The 22,161-nt window shown below is 36.9% G+C and carries 15 protein-coding genes and 1 tRNA gene; 4 read left to right on the forward strand and 12 right to left on the reverse strand.

Features of this window, described 5'->3' with window-relative positions; genetic code table 11:
- The 4 genes from CLV94_RS08930 (at position 1) to CLV94_RS08945 (ending at position 8,577) form a co-directional block, all read left to right on the forward strand.
- Complete coding sequence (locus tag CLV94_RS08930) at positions 1–1,602, forward strand: RagB/SusD family nutrient uptake outer membrane protein (RefSeq protein ID WP_121376046.1); 1,602 nt, start codon at positions 1–3, stop codon at positions 1,600–1,602.
- 19 nt (positions 1,603–1,621) lie between these two features.
- Positions 1,622–2,737, forward strand: coding sequence for a SusE domain-containing protein (locus CLV94_RS08935; RefSeq protein WP_121376047.1), 1,116 nt, complete (start codon positions 1,622–1,624; stop codon positions 2,735–2,737).
- Positions 2,738–2,792: 55 nt separating this feature from the next.
- Positions 2,793–5,696, forward strand: coding sequence for an alpha-amylase family glycosyl hydrolase (locus CLV94_RS08940; RefSeq protein ID WP_121376048.1), 2,904 nt, complete (start codon positions 2,793–2,795; stop codon positions 5,694–5,696).
- A gap of 127 nt (positions 5,697–5,823) precedes the next feature.
- Positions 5,824–8,577, forward strand: a complete 2,754-nt coding sequence (locus CLV94_RS08945; protein ID WP_245982501.1) for an AsmA-like C-terminal region-containing protein — start codon at positions 5,824–5,826, stop codon at positions 8,575–8,577.
- 1 nt (position 8,578) lies between these two features.
- Here CLV94_RS08945 and CLV94_RS08950 read toward each other — a convergent pair whose 3' ends face one another.
- The 12 genes from CLV94_RS08950 to CLV94_RS09005 form a co-directional block, all read right to left on the reverse strand.
- On the reverse strand, positions 8,579–10,141 hold the full coding sequence (locus CLV94_RS08950; RefSeq protein WP_121376049.1) for a hypothetical protein: 1,563 nt from the start codon (positions 10,139–10,141) through the stop codon (positions 8,579–8,581).
- Positions 10,142–10,290: 149 nt separating this feature from the next.
- A complete protein-coding gene (locus CLV94_RS08955; RefSeq protein WP_121376050.1) occupies positions 10,291–11,193 on the reverse strand; it encodes a hypothetical protein in 903 nt (300 codons plus the stop codon).
- Positions 11,180–12,277 carry an RNA polymerase sigma factor gene (locus tag CLV94_RS08960; protein ID WP_121376051.1) on the reverse strand — a complete coding sequence of 366 codons (1,098 nt, stop codon included), beginning with the start codon at positions 12,275–12,277 and terminating at the stop codon, positions 11,180–11,182. Before CLV94_RS08960 ends, CLV94_RS08955 begins: the two co-directional genes overlap by 14 nt.
- A gap of 3 nt (positions 12,278–12,280) precedes the next feature.
- Entirely contained in the window at positions 12,281–13,273 is a 993-nt protein-coding gene (locus CLV94_RS08965; protein WP_121376052.1) for a hypothetical protein, read from the reverse strand.
- 177 nt (positions 13,274–13,450) lie between these two features.
- On the reverse strand, positions 13,451–14,059 hold the full coding sequence (locus CLV94_RS08970) for a MarR family winged helix-turn-helix transcriptional regulator (RefSeq protein WP_121376053.1): 609 nt from the start codon (positions 14,057–14,059) through the stop codon (positions 13,451–13,453).
- A 167-nt stretch (positions 14,060–14,226) separates the two neighbouring features.
- Entirely contained in the window at positions 14,227–14,487 is a 261-nt protein-coding gene (locus tag CLV94_RS08975; RefSeq protein ID WP_121376054.1) for a DUF2024 family protein, read from the reverse strand.
- 19 nt (positions 14,488–14,506) lie between these two features.
- Positions 14,507–15,247 (reverse strand): hypothetical protein, encoded by a 741-nt coding sequence (locus CLV94_RS08980; protein WP_121376055.1) that lies wholly within the window; start codon positions 15,245–15,247, stop codon positions 14,507–14,509.
- 258 nt (positions 15,248–15,505) lie between these two features.
- Positions 15,506–18,046 carry a T9SS type A sorting domain-containing protein gene (locus CLV94_RS08985; RefSeq protein ID WP_121376056.1) on the reverse strand — a complete coding sequence of 847 codons (2,541 nt, stop codon included), beginning with the start codon at positions 18,044–18,046 and terminating at the stop codon, positions 15,506–15,508.
- Between the two features lie 48 nt (positions 18,047–18,094).
- Positions 18,095–19,348 (reverse strand): Ca2+-dependent phosphoinositide-specific phospholipase C, encoded by a 1,254-nt coding sequence (locus CLV94_RS08990; RefSeq protein WP_121376057.1) that lies wholly within the window; start codon positions 19,346–19,348, stop codon positions 18,095–18,097.
- A 97-nt stretch (positions 19,349–19,445) separates the two neighbouring features.
- The gene (locus tag CLV94_RS08995) at positions 19,446–20,096 is read right to left on the reverse strand and encodes a response regulator transcription factor (protein WP_121376058.1); all 651 of its coding nucleotides are present in this window, start codon (positions 20,094–20,096) and stop codon (positions 19,446–19,448) included.
- On the reverse strand, positions 20,089–21,720 hold the full coding sequence (locus CLV94_RS09000) for a sensor histidine kinase (RefSeq protein ID WP_147406608.1): 1,632 nt from the start codon (positions 21,718–21,720) through the stop codon (positions 20,089–20,091). The genes CLV94_RS08995 and CLV94_RS09000 overlap by 8 nt, the downstream gene beginning before the upstream one ends.
- Positions 21,721–22,079: 359 nt before the next feature.
- Positions 22,080–22,152, reverse strand: a tRNA-Phe gene (locus CLV94_RS09005).
- Positions 22,153–22,161: the final 9 nt, after the last annotated feature.

Raw genomic sequence — 22,161 nt, forward strand, 5'->3', positions numbered from 1 at the left:
ATGAAAAAAATGTTAGATTTATTAGGGAAGAAAGCCTTGTTGTTGCTGATTATTTTGGCAATAGGCATTTCTTGTACGGATGATTTAGATGTGACGCCAGAAGACGATGACGATTTCACAGCTGAAAAATTCTACGAAAATCCTCAAGCATATAGAATGTTCTTGGCAAAACTTTACCTAGGCTTAGCAAAAGCCGGAAACGGTGAAGGAGATGGCGGAGAAGATTTGGCAGGAATTAGAAATGACTTTAGTCCATATTTGAGAGCTTTCTATACTTTGCAGCAATTGCCAACAGACGAATCTGTAATTGCATGGCAGGATGGTAATTTGCCTTCGATGAATACTCATACATGGACAAGTAACAATGAATTCATTTATGTGATGTACTCTAGAACTTTTTACCAAATCAGTTTGGCCAATGAGTTTCTAAGACAGTCAACTCCAGAAAAAATAGGAAGCAGAAATGTAGATCCGGCCATTTTAAGCGATATGCCATCATACAGAGCAGAAGCTAGATTCCTGAGAGCATTATCACTGTATCATGCTATGGATTTATTTGGTAAAGTTCCGATCGTTACAGAAAATGATCCTGTTGGTTTCTTCTATCCGCAGCAGAGAGAGAAGCTTGAAGTTTTCAATTACATAAAAGATGAGTTGATTGCTATTGATGCCGATTTGAAAGAATCAAGAACCAACGAATATGGCAGGGTAGACAAAATTGCAGCAAAAATGCTTTTGGCTAAATTGTATTTGAATGCAGAAGTATATATCGGACAAGATAAATATGCGGAAGCAGCAACTGCGCTAGAGCCAGTTTTAAATTCAAGCTATCAGATTGCAAATGTTCCTTACAAATACCTCTTCATGGCAGATAATGACGTGAATGGTGCACAAAATGAATTTATTTTCCCTGTGCGTTTTGACGGACAATATACTACAAGTGGTGGGACTAATTATTTAGTTCATGCTTCTATCCTAAGCTCAATGAATGCCAGCGACTTCGGTGTCGATGGTGGATGGAAAGGACTAAGAGCTAGAAGAGAGTTGGTAAACAAGTTTGCCGATGTAACTGGAGCTTCAGACAACAGGGCGATGTTCCACACCACGGGTCAGAGTTTGGACATCGCAAGTATTGCAGATGAGACTCAAGGCTATGGCGTAACAAAATGGACAAATAAAAAATCAGACGGTTCAAATGGTTCTAACCCTTCAGGAGCATTTGTAGATACAGATTTTCCACTATTCCGTTTGGGAGATGCTTACTTAATGTATGCTGAATTAGCAGCCAGAGGCCATGGTTCATTATCGCAAGCTGTAACTTATGTGAATGCTTTGAGAACCAGAGCGAATGCCGGAACTGTAGGTCAAGCCGATCTTACTTTAGATTTTATCCTAGCAGAAAGATCAAGAGAATTGTATTGGGAATGCCACAGACGTCAAGATTTGATTCGCTTTGGAAAATTCACAGGAGGTTCTTATCTGTGGCAATGGAAAGGCAACTCTGCCAATGGAGCGCCTATTTCAGATCACTTGAAATTGTTCCCAATTCCGGATAGAGCAAAAGCAGCTAATCCAACTTTAGTACAAAATACAGGATATTAATAAAATAAAACTCATAAATATGAAAAATATAACAAAATCACTAATTGCATTATTCGCTGTCTTGGCTGTTTCTTGTAGCTCAGACGATGTGGAAGACAGGCCGGTAATTACGGCAAAAGATGCACCAGTACTTGTTGCCCCAGAAGGAGCTAATTCCTATACACTTCTTTTAGAAAATGCTGCAAACCAAGCAGAACGTTTCGTGTGGACATCAGCAAACTTTGATCAAAGTGTTGCGATTAATTATGAACTTCAGTTAGATGCAGCAGGAAATGAATTTGCAAATCCACGTTCCTTAGGCTCTGTAATTGGAGCAAATCAATTATCTGTATCTGTTGAAACTCTAAACGCAGCAGTAATGGGTGCCGGAGGTGAAGCCTTTGTACAAGGAAATTATGAAGTTAGGGTAAAAGCTAGCGTTAATGCTACTTTTGAACCCTTATATAGTAATGTTGCCGTTATATCAGTAACTCCGTATGTTGCACTTGATCCAGTTTTATTTTTTGTTGGTAACTCACAGCAATATTACGGACTGAACCAATGGGATAATACAACAGCAATTCCTATGAGATATATTGGTAATGGAACTACAAAGATATTTGAAGCCTATGTAAAAGTAGGTCTGAATGACGATGGCTCTCCAGCTGGCTTCAAGTTTATCGGAGAACAAGGAACCTGGGATAATGGTAATTATGGAACCATCGGAGGTGTTCAAGATGGAAATCTTAAGAATGGAGGCGACAGTGGAGATATTAAAGTTGCAGAAACAGATGGAGTAGGTTTGTATTATGTTTGGGTTGATATCGATAACCTAAAATACAAATCGGTTAAGATGAATTGGGGAATCATTGGTTCAGCAACTGCAGGAGCATGGGACAATGAAACCGCTATGACTTATAATTTCGCAGCTAATAAATTTACAATCTCTGCTCCGCTTAGCGCTGGAGAAATGAAATTCAGAGCAGCAAACGCAGGAAATTATATTGCAAGCAATGCTTGGAAATTTAATGTCGGTAACAGCGATCCGAAAGTAGCTTACAATCCTGATGCGCCAAACTTTACGGTAGCAGGAGGAACAGCCAACCTAGAACTGACCATTAATTTTGATGGTACAGCTATTGTAGGAGGCTTATAAAAACAAAAAATAAAGGCTGCCCGATTTCAGGCGGCCTTTTTTTAATTAAGATAAGATGAAAAAAATTACGCTATTATTTTTATTGATGGTTTCCTCTGCGTGGTCGCAACAACAAACAGTTACTTATACTGTGGCTCCGACAACCTTTGAAGAAAACCAATCAATCACTTTAACCTTCAACGGAAGCAGTATCAATGAAGCAACGTGGGGAGTGACAGGCAATGCGCTTTACCTTTGGTCGTGGTCTTTCGATCTCAATGATCAAAACAATGCCGATTGCCCTACGAATGGATCTTGGGATAATTCAAACGAAGCCAATAGGCTGACTTATAATGCTGGAACCGATAGATATTCCATAACTTTTGTGCCTAATACATTTTACAACAGGACAGGCATCGGAAGAATAGGATTTCTGATCAAAGCTAAAAACGGCAACGGAGATAAAAAATCTCAAGACATTTTAGTAGAAGTTGGAACTTTTCAAGTCAACTTGACGGCCCCAGTTCAAAACAGCAGTACGATACTTGCATCGGGTAGCAATTTTACGATTTCAGCAACCAATACAGGCGGTAATGCCAGCTATGTGCTAAAATCCAATGGAGCGACGATTAATACAAACGCAAGCACGGCAAGTTATTCATTTAATCACACAGGAATTACTTCCAACCAAAACTATTCCCTGGAAGTGACCCAAGCAGGCACTACGATTATAAAAAACTTTTCAGTTATTGTAAATCCTGGCGCCATTAGCGAAGCCCTGCCCTCGGGAATGAACGACGGAGTCAATTATAATCCTGCAGATCCGACAAAGGCTACGCTGGTTTTAAATGCTCCAAACAAAGATTTCGTATATGTAGCGGGAAGTTTTAATAACTGGCAACCTTCTGGAGCTTATGCCATGAAAAAAGATCCAACATCCGGAAAATTTTGGCTTGAAGTAACAGGACTGACTTCTGGAACAGCATACACCTATCAATATTGGGTTTGTGATCAGACTGATCTTCCTGCGAATTCACCTGCTTTGGTAAAGACGGCAGATCCGTTTTCTACATTGGTCTTGAGTCCGTTTGATGATCCAGAAATAGCTACTTTGGGCGTTTATCCAAACTTGCCGATATATCCTGCCGGCCAAGAAAGAGAAGTTACCGTTCTGCAAACCGGACCTACAGCATTCTATAATTACAATTGGAGTCCAGCGACAACTAATTTTGTGAAACCAAGCAAAAAGGACTTAGTAATCTATGAAGTTTTGGTAAGAGACTTTGATGCTAACAGAACCTACCAAAACCTAATCGACAAGATTGATTATTTTAAGAACCTTAAGATAAACGCAATCCAGCTCATGCCGGTTATGGAATTTGAAGGCAACGAAAGCTGGGGTTATAATACAGTTTATCATCTGGCTTTGGATAAAAGATATGGAACCGAAGCAAAGCTGAAAGAATTTATTGACTTATGCCACCAAAACGGTATTGCCGTAATTTTTGACGTTGCTCTTAATCACGTATATGGACGTTCACCATTAGAAAGAATGTGGATGCTCGATACAGACAACGACGGCTGGGCAAATGGAGTTACGCCTGAAAATCCATATTGCAATCAAAACGCAATGCATTCGTACAGCGTAGGAAGAGACTTGGATCATTTTAACGAGCCGAACAATCTTACAAGCTATTATGTCCAAAGAACAATACAGCATTGGATCAACGATTTCAAAATAGATGGCTTCCGATGGGATTTGACCAAAGGATTTACGCAAAATTGTCCGTACACTGGAAGTGCTTCCGCTCAAGATGCGTGTACCAATAATTACCAAGCAGACCGTGTTGCAAAATTGAAATACTATGCAGATTTGCAATGGGCTATCGACCCAAATTTCTATGTAATCTTTGAACATTTAGGAACTGGCGGCTCTTACAATGAAGAAGTAGAATGGGCCAATTATAGAAAAACAGGCGATGCTGACGGAATTTCCAAAGGAATCATGCAATGGAGAAAAATGACCGACCCATATGCCAATTTCTTAAAAGGAAACAGTACAAATCTTGCCGGTGTTGCAGATGCTACTGACAGATTTATCGGTTATGCCGAAAGCCATGACGAAGAAAGAGTAGTGTATAAAGCACTTACAGAATCAGGTCAGACTAACGGAAACTTGCCAAAAATATTGACAAGATTGTCTGCAATGGGCGCTCTTCATTTGCTAGTGCCTGGACCTAAGATGATCTATCATTTTGGAGACTTGGGCTACAACAGCTCTATTTTTACATGCAATAACGGAACAGTAAATACGCCTTCTGACGCAACGGCTGGCGATTGCAAGCTAGATACAAAACCGCAACCTCAATGGACAAGCAATTGGCTTGCTGATGTGGCCAGAAAAAAAGTATATGACGATTGGACAAAAATGATCGCTTTCAAAAAGAATGAAAATGTTTTTGAAAACGGAACGCATGCTTGGAACTTTTCTCAGACCGGAAGACCAAGACTTGATATTTGGACAAGCACTTCGCAAACAGAGAATTTGAGTTATGTTTTTGTCCTGACCAATGCTACAAATACAATATATAATGCTTCTGCTGGATTTCCTTATGCAGGAACATGGTACAATTTGATGGATGGCACGCCGATAACGGTGACCGATGTAAATATGGCTATTCCAATTGAGATTGACGGGTTTAGAATTTTTGGAAACAAACAGGCCTTGTTGGAAAGAACTGATTTCAACACAAAAACTGTAGCGCTATATCCAAATCCGTCGAGAGGACTTTTCAGCATCAGTGCCGAGACCAAACAAGTGTCGATTTATTCGATTGCCGGACAATTAATTAAAGAATTTAAAGGAGATTTCAATAAAGAATATCAGTATTCAATTGAAAATCTGAATCAAGGAATATACATCGTTAAAGTAGTAGATGCTCAAGACAGAGAAGCTACGCTGAAACTGATGAAACAATAATTTTTTGAGTTAGTTTTAAAGTTAGGTTTTTAAAAATGCCTTTTCGAGAAATTGAAAAGGCATTTTTTTATTTAGATGCAGAAAATTCTTGTTAGGAAATAAACTTTCATCCCATTACTTTTGTAGTATGAAAATGTCATTAAAAAAAATTGGGATTAAAGTTCTCAAGATAACGGGTATAACTATCGCAAGCATTCTCTTGCTGATGTTTCTTTTGCCGTTGCTTTTCCCTGGAAGGATTGCCGAACAAGTGAAAGCTTTCGCCAATAAAAAACTGGATGGAGAATTGAGTTTCTCAGAATCCAACCTGTCTTTTTTTAAGCATTTTCCTTCCCTTACGGTTACCTTGGATGATTTTTCGCTCAAAGGTTCCGCTCCCTATAAAAATGATACTCTAGTTGCCGCCAAAGATGTGTCTTTTGGTATAAATCTGAAAAACCTGATTTTTGATGGTATTGTCAATATTGACGAAATTTATGTTTCTAAAGGCCTTATCAATGTAAAAGTAAACGAAAAAGGACAGGCCAATTACAACGTATATATCTCTGATACCAAAGAAGTTTCAAAAGATACAACAGGGACCTCAATACGCTTGGAAAGAATCGATATTCACAACGTATTACTGAAATACGAGGATATTTCTGCAAAAATAAACCTAGAAGCCAGAGGGTTTAATTATTTGGGAAAAGGCAATCTCGACAAATCGATTTTCGACCTCTACACAGAAGCAAAAATAGAATCCTTAGATTTTGCTTTTGATGGAGAAAAGTACTTAGAAAACAAAAAGATTGATGCCGATCTGGTTACCAAAATCAATACGAATTCCCTGTCTTTTGTTTTTCAGCAGAACGACCTGCTCATCAATAAGCTGCCGATAAGCTTTATAGGAAAGATGAATTTCCTGAAAGACGGGTATGACATCGACATAAAGATTGAATCGACGAACAGCAGGTTGAATGACCTTTTTACAGCTTTGCCCCCAAAATACGTGACCTGGCTTGAAAAGACAAAAGTAAAAGGCAGAACAGACCTGTTGCTAACTTTCAAAGGAAATTATAACGCCTCGCTGAATCGCAAGCCCGACCTAGCATTTGGAATGAATATCAGGGAAGGAAATATAGCGTACAAAGATGCACCATTTGAAACATCCAATATCGCTTTAAAGTTTTACACAAAATTACCTTCGTTAGAAACAGAAAAACTCGAAGTAAGTCTCGATACGCTGCATTTTAATATAGGCGATGATTATTTAAGCGCCAAGATAAAATCGAAAGGCATAAAGAATATTGATTTGTCGGCTAACTTGAAATCAAAATTAGACCTTTCAAAAGCAATCAATGCTTTAGGAATAAATAATATAGAATTGAAAGGAAAACTTTTGGCCGACATCAATTCAAAAGGAGAATACAATAGCGAGAAAAAACTGTTTCCGGTCACGGACGGAACGATCAATCTTCAGGAGGGTTTCTTGAAAACGGAATACTATCCAAATCCGATTACCGACATCAAATTTATCGCTTCGGTTAAAAATCCGACGGGCAAATACAAAGACTTAAAAGTAAATGTAACACCTGCGTCCTTTATTTTTGAACAGAATCCAATTTATGTAAAAGCGATTTTGTCTGATTTTGATGATGTCAGCTATGATATCGTGGCAAAAGGAGAACTTGATATTGCCAAGATTTATAAAGTCTTTAGGCAAGAAGGTTTAGATGTGAGAGGCTATGCAAAAGCAAATCTGTCACTAAAAGGAAAACAAAGCTATGCTACGACAGGACAATATAGCAAGCTAAACAATAAAGGAAGCTTGTTGCTAAGAGACATAAAAGCAACGTCAGAATTATTTCCGAAGTCGTTTTTTATTAAAGAAGGACTGTTTACGTTTCACCAAGACAAGATGAATTTTGACAAGTTCAGCGCTAATTATGGCAAATCAGATTTTGCTATGAAAGGCCGATTGGATAACGTAATTAATTTTGTCCTTGAGAAAAATGCCGTATTGAAAGGCAATTTTGAAGTGAATTCTGCTTTTATTGCAGCGGACGAATTCATGGCCCAAGAACCTGCCAAAACCGAAAAAGTATCAGTGCCTGATGCTGAAAAAAACACAAAAACAGCGGAAGCATCTGGAGTGATCCTTTTGCCGGAAAATTTAAATGTTTCGTTATTGGCCAACGTAAAAAAATTAGAATACGACGGGCTGGTTTTAGATAATGTTACGGGAAGTACGGCCCTGAACAAAGGCAAACTCTTTTTCCAGAAGATTGGTTTCGAGATTATAGGCTGTAGGGTAGGAATCGATGGTTTTTATGACGACCAAAATATGAAACAGGCTAATTTTGATGTGCATTTTGTGGCCAAAAACTTCAATGTCAAGAAAGCCTATAATGAAATCGAGATGTTCAGGAAATTAGCCACAGCCGCCGAAAAAGCAGAAGGTATTATTTCGCTAGATTATACCGTGAAAGGTCAATTAAATGAAGAAATGAAGCCAGTTTATCCAACATTGGTTGGAAAAGGCGTTGTTTCGCTCAGCAAAGTCAAAGTCAATGGATTGAGGCTTTTTAACCAATTGAGCAGCAAGACCGATTTTGAGAGTATTGACAATCCAGATTTGAGCCAAGTAGATATCAAATCGACTATTAAAAATAATATAATCAGAATCGAGCAGACCAAGATGAAGGTCGCGCTTTTCAGGCTGCGCCTTCAAGGAGAAACCAGTTTTGATGGCAAGTTGAACCTTAAAATACGTGTCGGATTGCCTCCATTTGGATTAATCGGAATACCAGTAGTCGTTACTGGAACACAGGATAATCCAAAAATCAAAGTATTCAGCAAAACAGGAGAAGAAATCCAAGAAACGAAGCCAAATCAGCAATAAATTATAGCAAGGTCTTTTTCAAGCCTTCGCCAATATTTCTCCAGAAAAAATTGTAGAAAGATTTTTCTTGAATTCGTTCTACTTCAACTTCTGTCTCGACGATTTTTTCATTAGAGTCGTTTTTCACAAAAAGATTACCAACCGCAGAAAGGAATTTGTTTTTCTTCTGCGGATTTTTTTTCTGATAAACCGTAACTTTTATATCATCGTATTTGATAGCAAAATCTCCTTTGGATTTCACGTCGTTCCCCGTAAAATTGAAATAGACTTCATTGAGCTTGCCTTCAACCGCTACATTCATATACGGTTTTGTAAAAGGCCTCAGTTTATGTGCAGGAAACTGGAAAATACTGCCTTTGATGTTAAATCCGTCAGATTTATCCAATACATTAAAGCGCCAGTTTACTTTCATAGGCGAGACGTTCATGAATTTGCAATTAATGGTGATTTTTACGTCAGGAAGCTTTTTTTGATTATAGCCGCTGTTGATGTCGGTTACAAACATGTTGAATTTGTTGAAAGAGAGCAATCCTGCTCCTTTTTCAAACGTTTTTTCTTCCTCATATTCCAACGTTGATTCCCGAATCGCAAGCGTATCGACATGCAGCGGGAATTTGATTTCACGGAGCAATTTATTATACAAAGGCTTTTTTGAAAGATCATCAGGCGGCATTTTCGGACGGTAGATGCTGGCAAAAACCTTTTCTAAGAAGATGTTGGTCGAATTGAAATAAAAAACGTCGTCCTTAAATCCCCAATCCATATTGTTGATGCTTATTTCTTGTGCATTTACGGTAAAAATATCTTTTTCTTTCGGAATCTTTCTAACGAATTCCGGACGGTTGTATTCCGGTATCATGCTGAAATCGGCTATTTTCAAGTCCGATTTGTCGGTATGTATTTTTTTAGCAGTCAAATGATAGAATTCGCTGGCTCGATAATAAATACTGTCGCAATCAATTTCAAAATTTTTATAACTGAAAGGAATTTTTTCTTTTAGCGTTGTGTCGTCCAAAGTGATGCCGTCAAGCTGCATAGAAAGATTATGTACAATCAACGAAGCCTTATTGTTGACTGTAGAAATAATCTGCAGGCCGGAATTAAAAAGATAAATGTCGGATACGGAAATCGTATTCTTAAAAGGAGCAATGACCTTATCGCGAATGCTTTTAGGATCGTTTAAAGCCTTGTCGTTATCCTTAAAAAGAATAATTTCGGACTTGTTTATGACGATTTTATCAGCTACAATCCTTTTGCTAAAAACGATCGACCAAGCACTGATTCCTTCTACTTTAATACTTTGAATTGTAGCGTAAATTCCAGATTTTACATCTTTTTTTTGCAAAGATGATTTGGGCACAACAGTAATGTCTTTAGCAACTGCGTTTCCGTCCCACAAAGCAACTTCTAGCGTTTTATAAGTAATCTGATAAGGAGAATTATTGTTTTCGTTAATGATGACAGGAAGTTGCTTCCTGATCCAATAGTTTAGGCCTATGTTCAAGACAAGGGTTAAAATGAGCAAGCATCCAATTCCGATCACTACTTTTTTCCACCAAACCATAGAATTTCTTTTAGTATTTCATTTAAATATACCTATAAAAATGGAGGGTCGGAAACTAAGAAGGATTTATTATAAGAAAATTATGATTTGTTCATGCCTGTTTTGAGGAGCTAACTATCAACTATCTACTGTCAACTATAAACTGTCAATTATAAACTATAAACCAGTTGCAATACAAATCTTTTCTCCGAAAAATCATTTTTAGTCTTGAAAGATTCATTCTTATCCTGCTTATTAGTGAAAACCAAATTGTTTGCTTTTCCGGAACTAAAATGCACCGCAACAGAAAGATGTCTTGAAAGAGAATACTGCACTTCGGCTAAATAGCCTATCTGTAAGGCTTCGGCTTTAAATGTTTGTGTTTCATTTAGAGTAGAAGGCAGTTCTTTAGACGATCCTAAAAAGTAGGATTTATAGTTGCTTGTACTGAAAAACCCACCTATGGAAGGCATAAACTTATTTATTTTGTAGTAGAATTGAATTGGAACTTGAAACTGAAAATGTTTGTTTTCAATAGACTGAAATAATTTAGGCTTGTTGTTTGTAAAATAATAACCATTGAGATCGCTGTCCTTTTGTAATGCGTCAAACGAAAACGGACTTGCCCAATACAACGCATCGACTCCAATTCCTACAGAAAAATTAGAATTGAAAAGTTCTTTTCGTGTCCAAATTCCTAAGCCAAATCCGATGGCATTCGAAGCATCCATCTTTTTAAACAAACTGTTGCTAGACAGACCAAGATGCAATTTGCCTCCAAAAAACCAGGTTTGTTTTTCTTCTTTTTTAATACTTTTTTTATTGGTGATAAGAACAAGAGTGTCAATAGGAATTTGGATTTTTTTTCCGTTTTGAGTCAGTTCTAATTTGTCTTTTTTATTGTCTTCCGAAGTAAAAATTGCTTTATCTATTTTAATTACCGGCTTTTCGATAAAAATAGTATCGTGAATGATAATTTCCTCATAGACAAAAATTGTATCGACTTTTTTTTCTTGAGAAAAAGCAAAAGAAGTTATGGTTAAAAAAAGAAATAGGAATTTATTCTGAAACATAAATGGTATCTTTTTTTATAATTTGTTTTTTGATGATCACTACTTTTTGAGATTCGTTTTTTGCTGAATCTTTTGCAGAAACATGAGTTGATTCTTCTGAAGTTTTTTGAGAATTATTCTTTGAAAGCGTAGTTTTTTCTTGCTTGAAAATGGTTTTGAGTTTTTTGGGTTCTATTGCCGTTTTTTCATTTATTACAACATCTTCAGGGCTTATCACAAGTTGATTTTTAGGCATACTATCTGTAGTCTCAACATTCAATTGATGTTCTTTTTTTTGCACCACTTTTTTTAGATTAAAATTATAGGCATAAAAAGCAACACCTATTGCACATATCAAACAGATGCTTATGGTTGTAATTTTTGATGCTGGAGCTATTTTAGCCAAGCCTATAAATTGATTTGGAATTGCTGTCTTTTTTGGAGTTAATTCGAAAGCTTTTAAAGGTTTTATTTCAAAATCTTGAAGTTGTTTTTTATAAAAATTAGCGAACATTTGGTTTTCAAAACCTAAAAAGAGCAAGAAGGCAATACGACGTTTCTTTTTCTCATCAACTGGTTTTTCTTTTATTCTTTCCAATAGAAAAAGCTGGATTGTTTTTCTAGCCCTGGATAAATGCGATTTTGAAGTGCCAGTCGAGATATGAAGTATTTTGCCAATTTCGCTATGTGAAAATTGATCAACCACATACATGTTAAAAACAGATTTATGATGTTCAGGCAAATGATCTATGGCTTCTAATATATCATTTCTTTCTAAATCGGCAGAGAGAAGTACGCTTTTGGTGTCTATTTCAAGGGTATTCATAATAGTAGTTGAATCAACAATTTCATAATCTTGATGCGTTGAAAAGTTTATTTTTTTTACCTCTTTCAAATGATGGATGGCCATGTTTATGACAATTCTGCTCAACCAACCCTGTAAGGCATTTTTATCCTTTAAGGTATCTTCTTTTTGGATTGCTACAATAAAAGAATCTTGGACGATATCCTCGGCTGTGGCAACATCCTTTATATATCTGCGACAAATCCCCAAGAGTTTTGGGGATGTCTTTGTATAAATATCATTCCAGTTGATGCTATTCATGGTTTAGTTTTGGACTACAAAAAGCGATAAGAATGTGCCTTGGGAATCTGGAAGTTCTGCTGCCTCAACTCCGTTTATGGTCAGGTAGCTAATATAGCTATCAATCCCTACCTGTGTGATTTTGTAGGTGTTGTTATTTAGAATTTTAAAATCCATAATTCCGCCCAATTGAGGTTGTCCTGCATCATGTAATACGCCATTTTTATAGATGCTGGCAACATCAGTAAGATATACGTTGTTATTCTCAAAAAACATAGATGAAATTGCAGCGACAGCTGGAAAAGAAGTTTCTGTACCAGTAGTTATGTTTTTATAATAGCCACCACTGTTTGCAGTTCCGTAGGCATATACTTCGTTATTATTTTTAGCTAAGCCAGTTAGTGTAGCAAATGGGATTTCTGTAAAAACATTGTTTGTATAATAGCCATTTAAAGTTAAAGCGCCAGTATTGGAAGCAGCTATATAAACAGTATTGTTTACGGCTTTTATTTTAGGATAGTTCTGAACGTAAGCACCATAATCACGAACTACCGTCTTGACGCCATTTTTCCAATACGCAAGGCTATAATCTTCAAAAGTGATTATCCTTCTTTTGGTGTAGCCTACAAAATAAACATCATTTCCAACTACTTCAAAATCAGTTATAGCCATGACTTCCTCACCATCAGTGCTTAGGCTGGTTTTTAAATTGGTTAGCACGCCATTTTTCCAAAACATAGGGAAAGTTTCAGTTGTAGTTGTTCCAACACCGATTCCTAAGACATACACGTCATTGTTTGCTACTATAATTTTGTTTGCTGTTGGAGCCGTGATTCCTCCAGAATCTAGCAATACAAGCTGGTTGTTTTTCCAATAACAAGCCTGGCTATTTTTCTGGCCAGCAACATAAACGTCTACAGAGTTGTTAGTCTGAGTATCAGTATCCACTAAATCCTCACTGCAGGAAATTTGTAATAAGCCAGTAAATACCATCAGGGTAAGTAAAATCTTTTTCATAATAAAAATAAATTGGAGTTAATATACTTTAATTTTATGATAAGAGCGAAAAATCTGAAAAGGTTGCAGTAAAAAAGTAAAATAAATGCAAAAAGAATAAATTTTTGCATCGGATGAAGTTGTTGCAACGGCTGTAATAACAACCATTGACACGATATAAAAGATTGGTTTTTGAGGCTAGTAAGCCATGGATTTATCATGAAACTCAGGACAGTCGATACGAATGTCTCTGTCTTCTAATTTCATTACGAGCAAATCGCAAAAATGTTCAGAACCAACTTGAGAATAAAACTTGCAGTTATAGCAAGTCCTCTGGATATCAACAATCTGCGATTTATTCAGCCCTATAATAAGATCTGAAATGCTTTTCCAGATAATTTCTTTGTCTGATTCGCTGGTTTGGGAAATGATTTTAGTGACTGGGCTTGGAAAGTCTTCCGTTTCGAGAACGATTCTCTTTCCGAATTGAGTAAGTAGGATAGTATAGCTTCGTGAATCATTCAGGTCGATTGATTTTTCAATCATATTCTTCGCCTCTAGAATTCGGACGGCATCGCTTATAGTTGGTTTGGTGACGTTAAATTCTTTTGCCAAATAACTTACTGTTGATTTTTCCTGCGTATGATTGTGGATGAAAATGAGCAGCTGAATCTGAATCGGGCTTAGTGAATGTTCCTTGGCTTTTTCCCATAAGAGCACCTTAAAAACTTGCGACAGCCGTTCAAGGCCTGCAACTATTTTGTTGTCAAGATTTTCGTTTTGCGTAATAAGGTTAAAAACCGACATAATATAAATTTTAAAGCATGTTACCTGTTCTTGCTGTCGTCTCTTGCCAAAAATAACTATTTTTAGCTAGCTATATTCTCTTCTGTAAACTTTTAGGATTCTTAAATGGTTAAAGTTTCACACCCAATATTTTAGATGTGAAACTTAATAAACCGTGTGCTAATTTTCTAGCAACCTTCCATTTCGATTATAAAATAGCCTTTTTGTTCGATACTGGTCACGATTTCTTCGGTTGCCTTTTCGATATGACAAAAGTTACATTCTTTAGAGGTCAATGTTGAATCTTCCTCGTTTTTTGATTTCAGATACTTTTTTCCAAAATCGTATATAGTTTCTAAATCTGAAATTTCATTCGGAGCCAAGATGTCAAAATGCATGATGCTTCCGTCTTTTTTAGTGACATAAGTGTCCCAAACAGCTACTTTCATAAGTGTGTCTTTAGAGTTATTATTTTACGTTGTAAGGCAATGACAAATTTCCGCTGGCTACAGCATATACTTTATAAACGCCTAACATAGGTTTCTCTCCAGTTTCTGTATGAGCGCTGTTTCCGCCAGTATTTACTTCCATAAAACAGGCTACAGCATCAAATTTAAAATTAGTTTGGTTGTTTATGCGGTAATCTGGAACAATTACTTTAATAGAGCTCCCTTCTGTCACTACATTAAATCCAGGGCTGTCCATATACATTGGCATATTAGGCGCCGTTTTTGGTAGGATAACCGACTTGTCCTCTTTCTTAAATTCTTTTACAGACAAGCCACCTGGAACTCTTTTATCTTCTGTGAGAATTACCCAATGCGGATGCCAGATAATACCGTCATTGTCGAATATACCGTCTGCGTTTTCGTCCCAAATAGGAGTGTCGTCAAAATCAGGATGTGAAGTTAATGCCAAAGCCACGATGCCTTCTGTTTTGTTGAATCCAACATCTGTAGACTTTAATGTTGTAGGGAAAACATATCCTAGAACGGGAGCTCCGTTCAGTTGTCCAGCTTTTTTAGGAGTTGTAGCGCCAGCTTGGCCAGCCACTTTTATTTCCCAAATCGTTACGCCCAATTTTTTATCGTGTTTGACAGAAGCCGATTTGATTTTAAAATCTTCATTATTGTAATTGACACATTTGTCGCATGCGCTAGCTGTATAATAGCTTAATAAAGTGATGAGTAGGAGTGCTAAATTTTTCATGTTGTTATTTTAAATATTAATTGCAAAATCGCAGTACAAATTTAGTAAGGAATCCTAACTAAAAACAATGTTTAACATTTATTTAAGAATTATTGAATGTATAATGTTTCAATAATTAGGGATTTATTGCATATATGAAAAGCCTAAGTATTAAGATTACTTAGGCTTTTCAAGATATTTCCCCAGTTTTTTGGAAATGGTGAAGTGTAGGTGGTAGAAATTTTATTAGGACTTTGAAAAATCAAAAAATTAAGGTTGTCAATCTTTAATAAATAAAAGGGTTTCAAATTTATTTTCTGCAAAAACCTGAGTCAGATAAGCTCCTTTTGCTAAAGAATGTACATCAATTTTAGTATCTCCGTTGAGTCGCTGTTCCATTATTTTTCTTCCGTTCATATCATATATAATAACCTTCTCAATAACAGTTTCTGAAATTAAATTCAAAATATCTTTTGTTGGGTTGGGATACAATATCAAATTGGATTTCACATTTTCGCAAATAGCCAAAGCAGGATTAAAAGCTCTAACAGCTAAAGAGGCTGAAGCTTCGCAATTGCTGATTGTTTGTGTGGCATAATATACCGTATCATTTATTAATACAGTATTGATTGGCAATTCATCAGTATGATTGGCAGCTGTTTCGGCTGTAGCATACCATTTAATGTTTTGGCCATTAATGACTAAAACGCTCAGATCATCACCAGCATTAAAACTTTGGACAGGGTCTCCTGTCGGAGCGGTTATCGGAGCTTCTTCGGTAATTGTAAACGATCGGGTCGTACTGCAATTGTTGGAATCTCTTACAGTCACTACGTAAGTTCCGGCTGCCAATCCAGTCGCTGTGCTAGTCGTTTGTACTGGAGTAGTATCCCAAGAATACGAATAGGAGCCAGTTCCGCCAGTAACGTTTACCGTAGCAGATCCTGTGGCATGGCCATTACAATCTACATTGTTTTGTGACGCCGCCGCAGATAAGGCAGTCGGTTCTGCAATAGATGCTGAAACAATACCGGTACATCCATTAGCATCTGTTATGGTTACGGTATAATTTCCGGCGGGAAGATCTGTCCTGTCCTCTGTAGTAATACCACCGCCCCAATCGAAGGTGTAAGGAGAAGTTCCTCCAGATGGTGTCAGGTTTATGCTTCCAGTAGATGCTCCATTGCAAGTCACATTACTTACAATCAAAGTACAGCTTATAGTCGGAACCGTTAAAGTAGCATTGTTTGATGTCGCAGAAGGAGAACAATTTCCAGTTGCAGTTAGTCGATACAAGTAGCCATTCATGGTTGCTGTCACTCCGGTAACGGTTAAAGTTGCTGTTGTCGTTCCAGAATAAGGAGGTGTGTTAGACAAATTTGTAAAGCCAGAACCGGTATTCACTTGCCATTGATAAGCTGTAGCATTGTTAACTGTTGCAGAAAAAGTGGTGTTGGCTCCTACGCAGATTGTTTTTGACAAAGGCTGGGCCGAAATTCTAGGAGAAGGATTTACAGTAATTGTAAACGTAATAGGTATTCCTGAACAAGTAGTGCCTAAATTGGTATATCTAGGAGTAACCGTTATAGTAGCCGTAATAGGTGCATTGGTTGTATTGGTTGCCGTAAAAGAAGGAATATTTCCTGTGCCAGATGAAGCAAGTCCAATTGAAGGCTGATTGTTTGTCCAGGAATACGTAACCGGAGTGCTGTAATTCAATTGAACTTTTAGGTTTTTCGGAGTACCAGAACAAGGATCTCCAAAATTGTCATTCGTAGCGTTAAGACGAAAAGAATTCTGTCCCAAAGCAATTGCAGATACAACGCTAACGCTGCTTGACGAATGGCAAGATCCTAAAGCAAAACTGCCGCAGTTTCCTGTCGGATTTCCATAACTAGCAAACAATACATTGGTGAATGTAGAACCTGGAGGAGCTTTTAGGTTTAGGGTGCCTCCTTCGAGTACTGAGCCACATAACACTCCTATAGTATTGCTGCTAAAATTTACCGCATTAGTCATACTGCTGTTACATACAGTCTGATTACTAACATTATTTACTGTCGGTATTGGATTGACATAAACCTCTTGTGTTTGAGAAGCGGTTATCGTACCATTACTTGCGGTTACGGTATACGTACCTGCATTAGCAGTAGAAGCATTATTGATACTTGGGCTTTGAAGCGTTGAAGTAAATCCATTCGGCCCCGTCCAATTGTAAGTGACCCCGTTCGTGAGTCCTCCGAAATCGGATGCCAGGTTTAATGTACTTCCTAAACAGGGAGCGTTGGCGGTGGTAAGAAGAGGTAAAATGTCAACATTGAATATCCATTCGCCACTTGGATTGCCTCCTGCATTGTCAATTTCAATGGCAGTAATGCCAAGTTGAATAATCGTAAGTACCCCATCTCCATTGATGAGCTTACCTCCCGATATTGCTCCTGAACCCCAAGAACATATTCCTGTGTAGGCAGAAAAGTTGGAGTTTTGCAATGCATAAGGACTTCCATTTACAGAAACCGAAATTATATTGTTGACGGCAGTAGAAACAAAACCGTAAATTTTGACACCAGCAATAGGTTTGTTGAAAGTATAACTGACTTTACCGTTATTACGAATTCCTTGAAAGTAGGGCAAAGGATTTCCAAAACAAGTAAAGGTACCGGCATCTCCTTGTCGAGTAACAGAAACTATAACGTTTCCCACATTAAAGTTTCCATTACCAGTAGCCGGTACTGTATAGTAAGGTTGTTGTGCATATATGCTATCTGAAAAAAAGATAAAAAATAGCATTATTAAAATAGAAGTGTAGTGTTTTTTCATGATAAAGAATTTGAATTTTGGCCTGTTTTAATTTAAATGGAAAGCAGATTATCTCGGTACTAATTCGTAAATTTCATTACTGCCATTATTTTCTGATAATTGAGAGGCTCTCTTGGTCATATATTTAAGATTACCAAGATTCTGAATATAGTATTGGTTTTCCTTACCTTCAATTTTAATCAATTTCCATTTTTGGTTAATGCTCTTGACTTCACTCTGCATAGTGGTAATATGATCAGAGAAATACTTTTTGTTTTTGGTGTTTTTAATGGCAAAAATAGTAGGTCCGTCATATTGGCTTTCAAATTCGAACTTGCAAGTTGAGCTGTCGTAATTTTTTGTCATTTTTGTCGCATGATCGGTTCTGTACTCATTGTTGGCAATATTCTTCATCGACTTAAATTCGGAGGGAGGCAACGGTGGCAAATCAATCATTTTTTTAACGTAAGGCTGACCTTCATTGCTCACGTATGCCCATTTGTTGTTTCGGATTTTATTTGTTGCAATGGCACTAAAAGTGCAATTCAGCGCTTTTTCCCAAAGGTCTGCATCGTTTACTTCGTATACTCGGGTAATTAAGTTTTTCTTACTGTATTTCTTGACTATATCCTGCCACTTGTCTTTCTTTTTAGTATCGAAGTTGAAAAATACCCGATTGCCTTTTTCAGGGGGATTTTCTTCTTCCGAGCCATTATCACTAAAACAAAGTCTTTTGGTGAGCAGATCGGCAGCATCAGCATACTCCCTTTTCCAATCGGGATTGCCAGTTAAACAGAAGATAACTTTTCCACGCATTTGGTCAATCTGCGGCCAGCCTTTCTCAACCACAAACGAACACAGGTCGTTATAGGTGTCGCTTTCCGTTTTTGGTTGAGATGCATACAACATTCCCGGCGTATAGATAATCGATTTGTCAAAATATTTAGTCAAATACTGGTCAATTCGATCTCCAAAATGCAAATAGCCGTCTTTTTCGCTTTTTATATCTATATATACTACAATCGGCAAATGATTTGGGTTGCTATTGTGCCAGCCAAATATATAACCTAGCCATTCGTCAAGATGGGAAGCGGCCGATGCTCCTAACGTATGAGATACTTTAAAATACCCACTAGTGATTTCTCCATCTTTATAATCTTTGGATTGTCTGATGATATCAAGTTCTATGGCCATACAGCCGCTTTGGTAAGGCGCAGTTGGGTCAAAATCCAATTGCTCAGAAATGGTTTCATTGCGCTGATAGGAGTTGTGAGAAGCTTTAAAAGAAATAGCCCCAAATGTTAAAGAATCTGTATTTTTCATAATGTATTGTGTTGTTTTCGAGTCTAAATTTAGATCCAACCAATACAATCACTTGAAAAAATGTTCTGAAACCCCTTCTTTTTGTTCTGAAGCTAAATCAGAAATTTTTGGAGATTTTGAAAACTTTGTCCTCAATAAACAATTTATCGTTTATGACCTTTGAAACATGATATGGGTTCACGGCAACGCTTCTGTTGATTCTTTTGAAATATTTGGGAGGAAAGACATTTTCTAGATACGACAGGGTTGTTCTCAAAACTTGGTCTTTGCCTGATTTCAAATATATTTCCACATAGATATGGTCGGCTTGCGCAAAAAGGAAATCTTTCGACTGAAAATAGTAGATCTGCTTCCCGATTTCAATTTTAATAATCGCATCCTGATTAGCCAATGCCAGATTGATGGCTGTAATTAAGTTGACACTTTCTACAGGCTTGGAAAGATAAGCTGCCGGCTTCAGATTTGTCACTTTCTCCAAAGTGCTGGGATCTGTCAATGCGGTTGTAAAAATAAAAGGAAGCGATAGGGTAGTATTAATGAAATTGGCCAGATCAAGACCTGTTTTTTCTCCCGAAAGAGAAATATCAATTAAGACGAGATCGAATACTTTGTGAGATAACAGGATCCGCGCTTCTTCATAATCGTTGGCAATCTCAGCTGAGAAAAAGGGATCTAGCATTTTCTTTAGCGAAAAAGCAATTAAAACTTCGTCCTCTACAATCAATATCCTGCTTTTATGCTCAGTCATTTGGAAATACGATTTTGTAATTCGCTTTTTCCCTAGTATAGCTCCCTTTTAGTTGTTTTACCATACCTTCGATAATAAAAATTCCAAGCGAATCATTTTTAATATCAAAACTAAATTCTGTTCCGTTGTCATTGTAATCCATCACAATTTCGCCTTTTTCTGTTTTTTCCAGTTTGAAAAAAAGTGAAAGCAGGTCAGATTCTGGCTTTGCGTGTTTGATCGAATTGGTAATCAATTCGTTGATAATTAATCCTAAAGGTAATGTTTTATCTACTTTTAGTTGAATATCATTCATGTCTATGTCATAACTAAAGTTACGATTACCGCTTGAAAAATGGGTTTCAAAAATTTTGCGGGTATATCTTTTGATCTCGATATACGAATCGTCATTGTGATTGACATTGTACGAATACAGCTCGTGAGCAATCGTAATGGTTTTGATACGCTGATAAAGTTCGTCAAATCGTTTTTTATAATCTTCGTTGTCGGCTTGATCTTTCTGAAATCCGATAAGACTGAGAATCACGGCGAGGTTGTTTTTTACGCGATGATTGAGTTCTTGTACAAGAAATTGTTTTTCTTCCAGATTTTTCTGTAATGCCTCATTCTTTTGGGCAATTTTCTTCCTCTGATTTTCTATTTTTTTCCGGTATTTGTTTTGCATCCAAAGGAAGAAAAGTAGCCCAAAAAGCAGTATAAGCAAGCTGATAGTGAATCTTCGGGTGTTGCTGATGTTTTTTTGCAGTTGTTTTTTTTCAGACCGTTCTTTTTCAAAATTATATTGCAATCCGAGTTCTTTTACTTTCAGGTCTCGCTGTTCATTATTGAATTCCTTGTAAATTTCTGATGCTGTTTTGTAATAATATAAAGCAGAATCCGATTTATTTTGTTTTTCCATAATGTCACTTTTCATCTGGAAAATATCAGCCTTATAATTCAAGACATTCGATTTTGATGCCATAGCGAGTGCAGAATCGATATAAATATTGGACATTCTGTAGTCTTTCTCCGAGAAATAGAAAAAACTCAAATTATGATACATCGATATAATGGCTTCATTGTGATTTAGCTTTTTGTACAGATAAAGCGCACGCTGGTAATGTTGGAGCTCTTTTTGCGGATTGGTCTTTCTGTTTCCAAGTCCTAAAATTAACTCTACCACAGGCATATTCACTTGATCGTTTACAGATTCCGCATATTCTTTTGCTTCATTTGCCAAATCGTAAGCTTTTTTAGAGAAACCGTTGACTCTGTAATACGAAGATTTCCGAATCAGGAAATTAGTGTAGTTTTTTAGCTTAAGTTCAGGGTGGACCAGAAAAATGTTCGCCGCTTTTTCCAATTCTTGCAGGCAGGACTTGGCATCATCATTAATCTCAAAAATAAGTGCCCTTTCCACATGGATTTTCAGTTTTTGTTCCGCCGTAAGTTTAGGATTAGAAATAAGATTTTGAGATAGCTTGAAAGCTTCATCATAAAGTCCAAACTCAGTAAGAATCTTGGTCTTCATTACATCCAAATCAGCTTTTTCACTATCAGTATAGCGCTCCCTGTTTTTGTTGATGAGGTCCAAAGCAGTTTTGAAATCTGAATACAACATTCTTTGCTCGAGATCCTTTTTCAAAGCTTGAAAGGAATCTTGACCAAAACAAAAAAAATGTAAAAAAAACAGAAAAAAACTAAAATAAATTCTCACCTTTTACTAAAATAAGATACAATATAATTCTTATTTTCATAAGAATGGAGTTTGTTTTGTGTAAGATCAAATGTAGGAGTTTCAAGAAGCCCTTAGCTAAAAATGTTCTGAAACATTCTTTCTGTGTTCTGAATTTTGATTTGCTTGATTCAGAATCGACCTAAGCAGTGCATTTCAATAGGAAGAATTTATAAAGTTTTTCTAGGGATAGCTGTCGAAAAGAAGTTCTTCTGTACAAACCTTGTAAAAACAAAAAACCCTTGAATCGTATGAATCAAGGGTTGTTGTGGTACCTCCAGGAATCGAACCAGGGACACATGGATTTTCAGTCCATTGCTCTACCAACTGAGCTAAGGTACCGTTGCTAAT

The sequence above is a fragment of the Flavobacterium endophyticum genome (genome assembly GCF_003634455.1).
GTDB lineage: Bacteria > Bacteroidota > Bacteroidia > Flavobacteriales > Flavobacteriaceae > Flavobacterium > Flavobacterium endophyticum.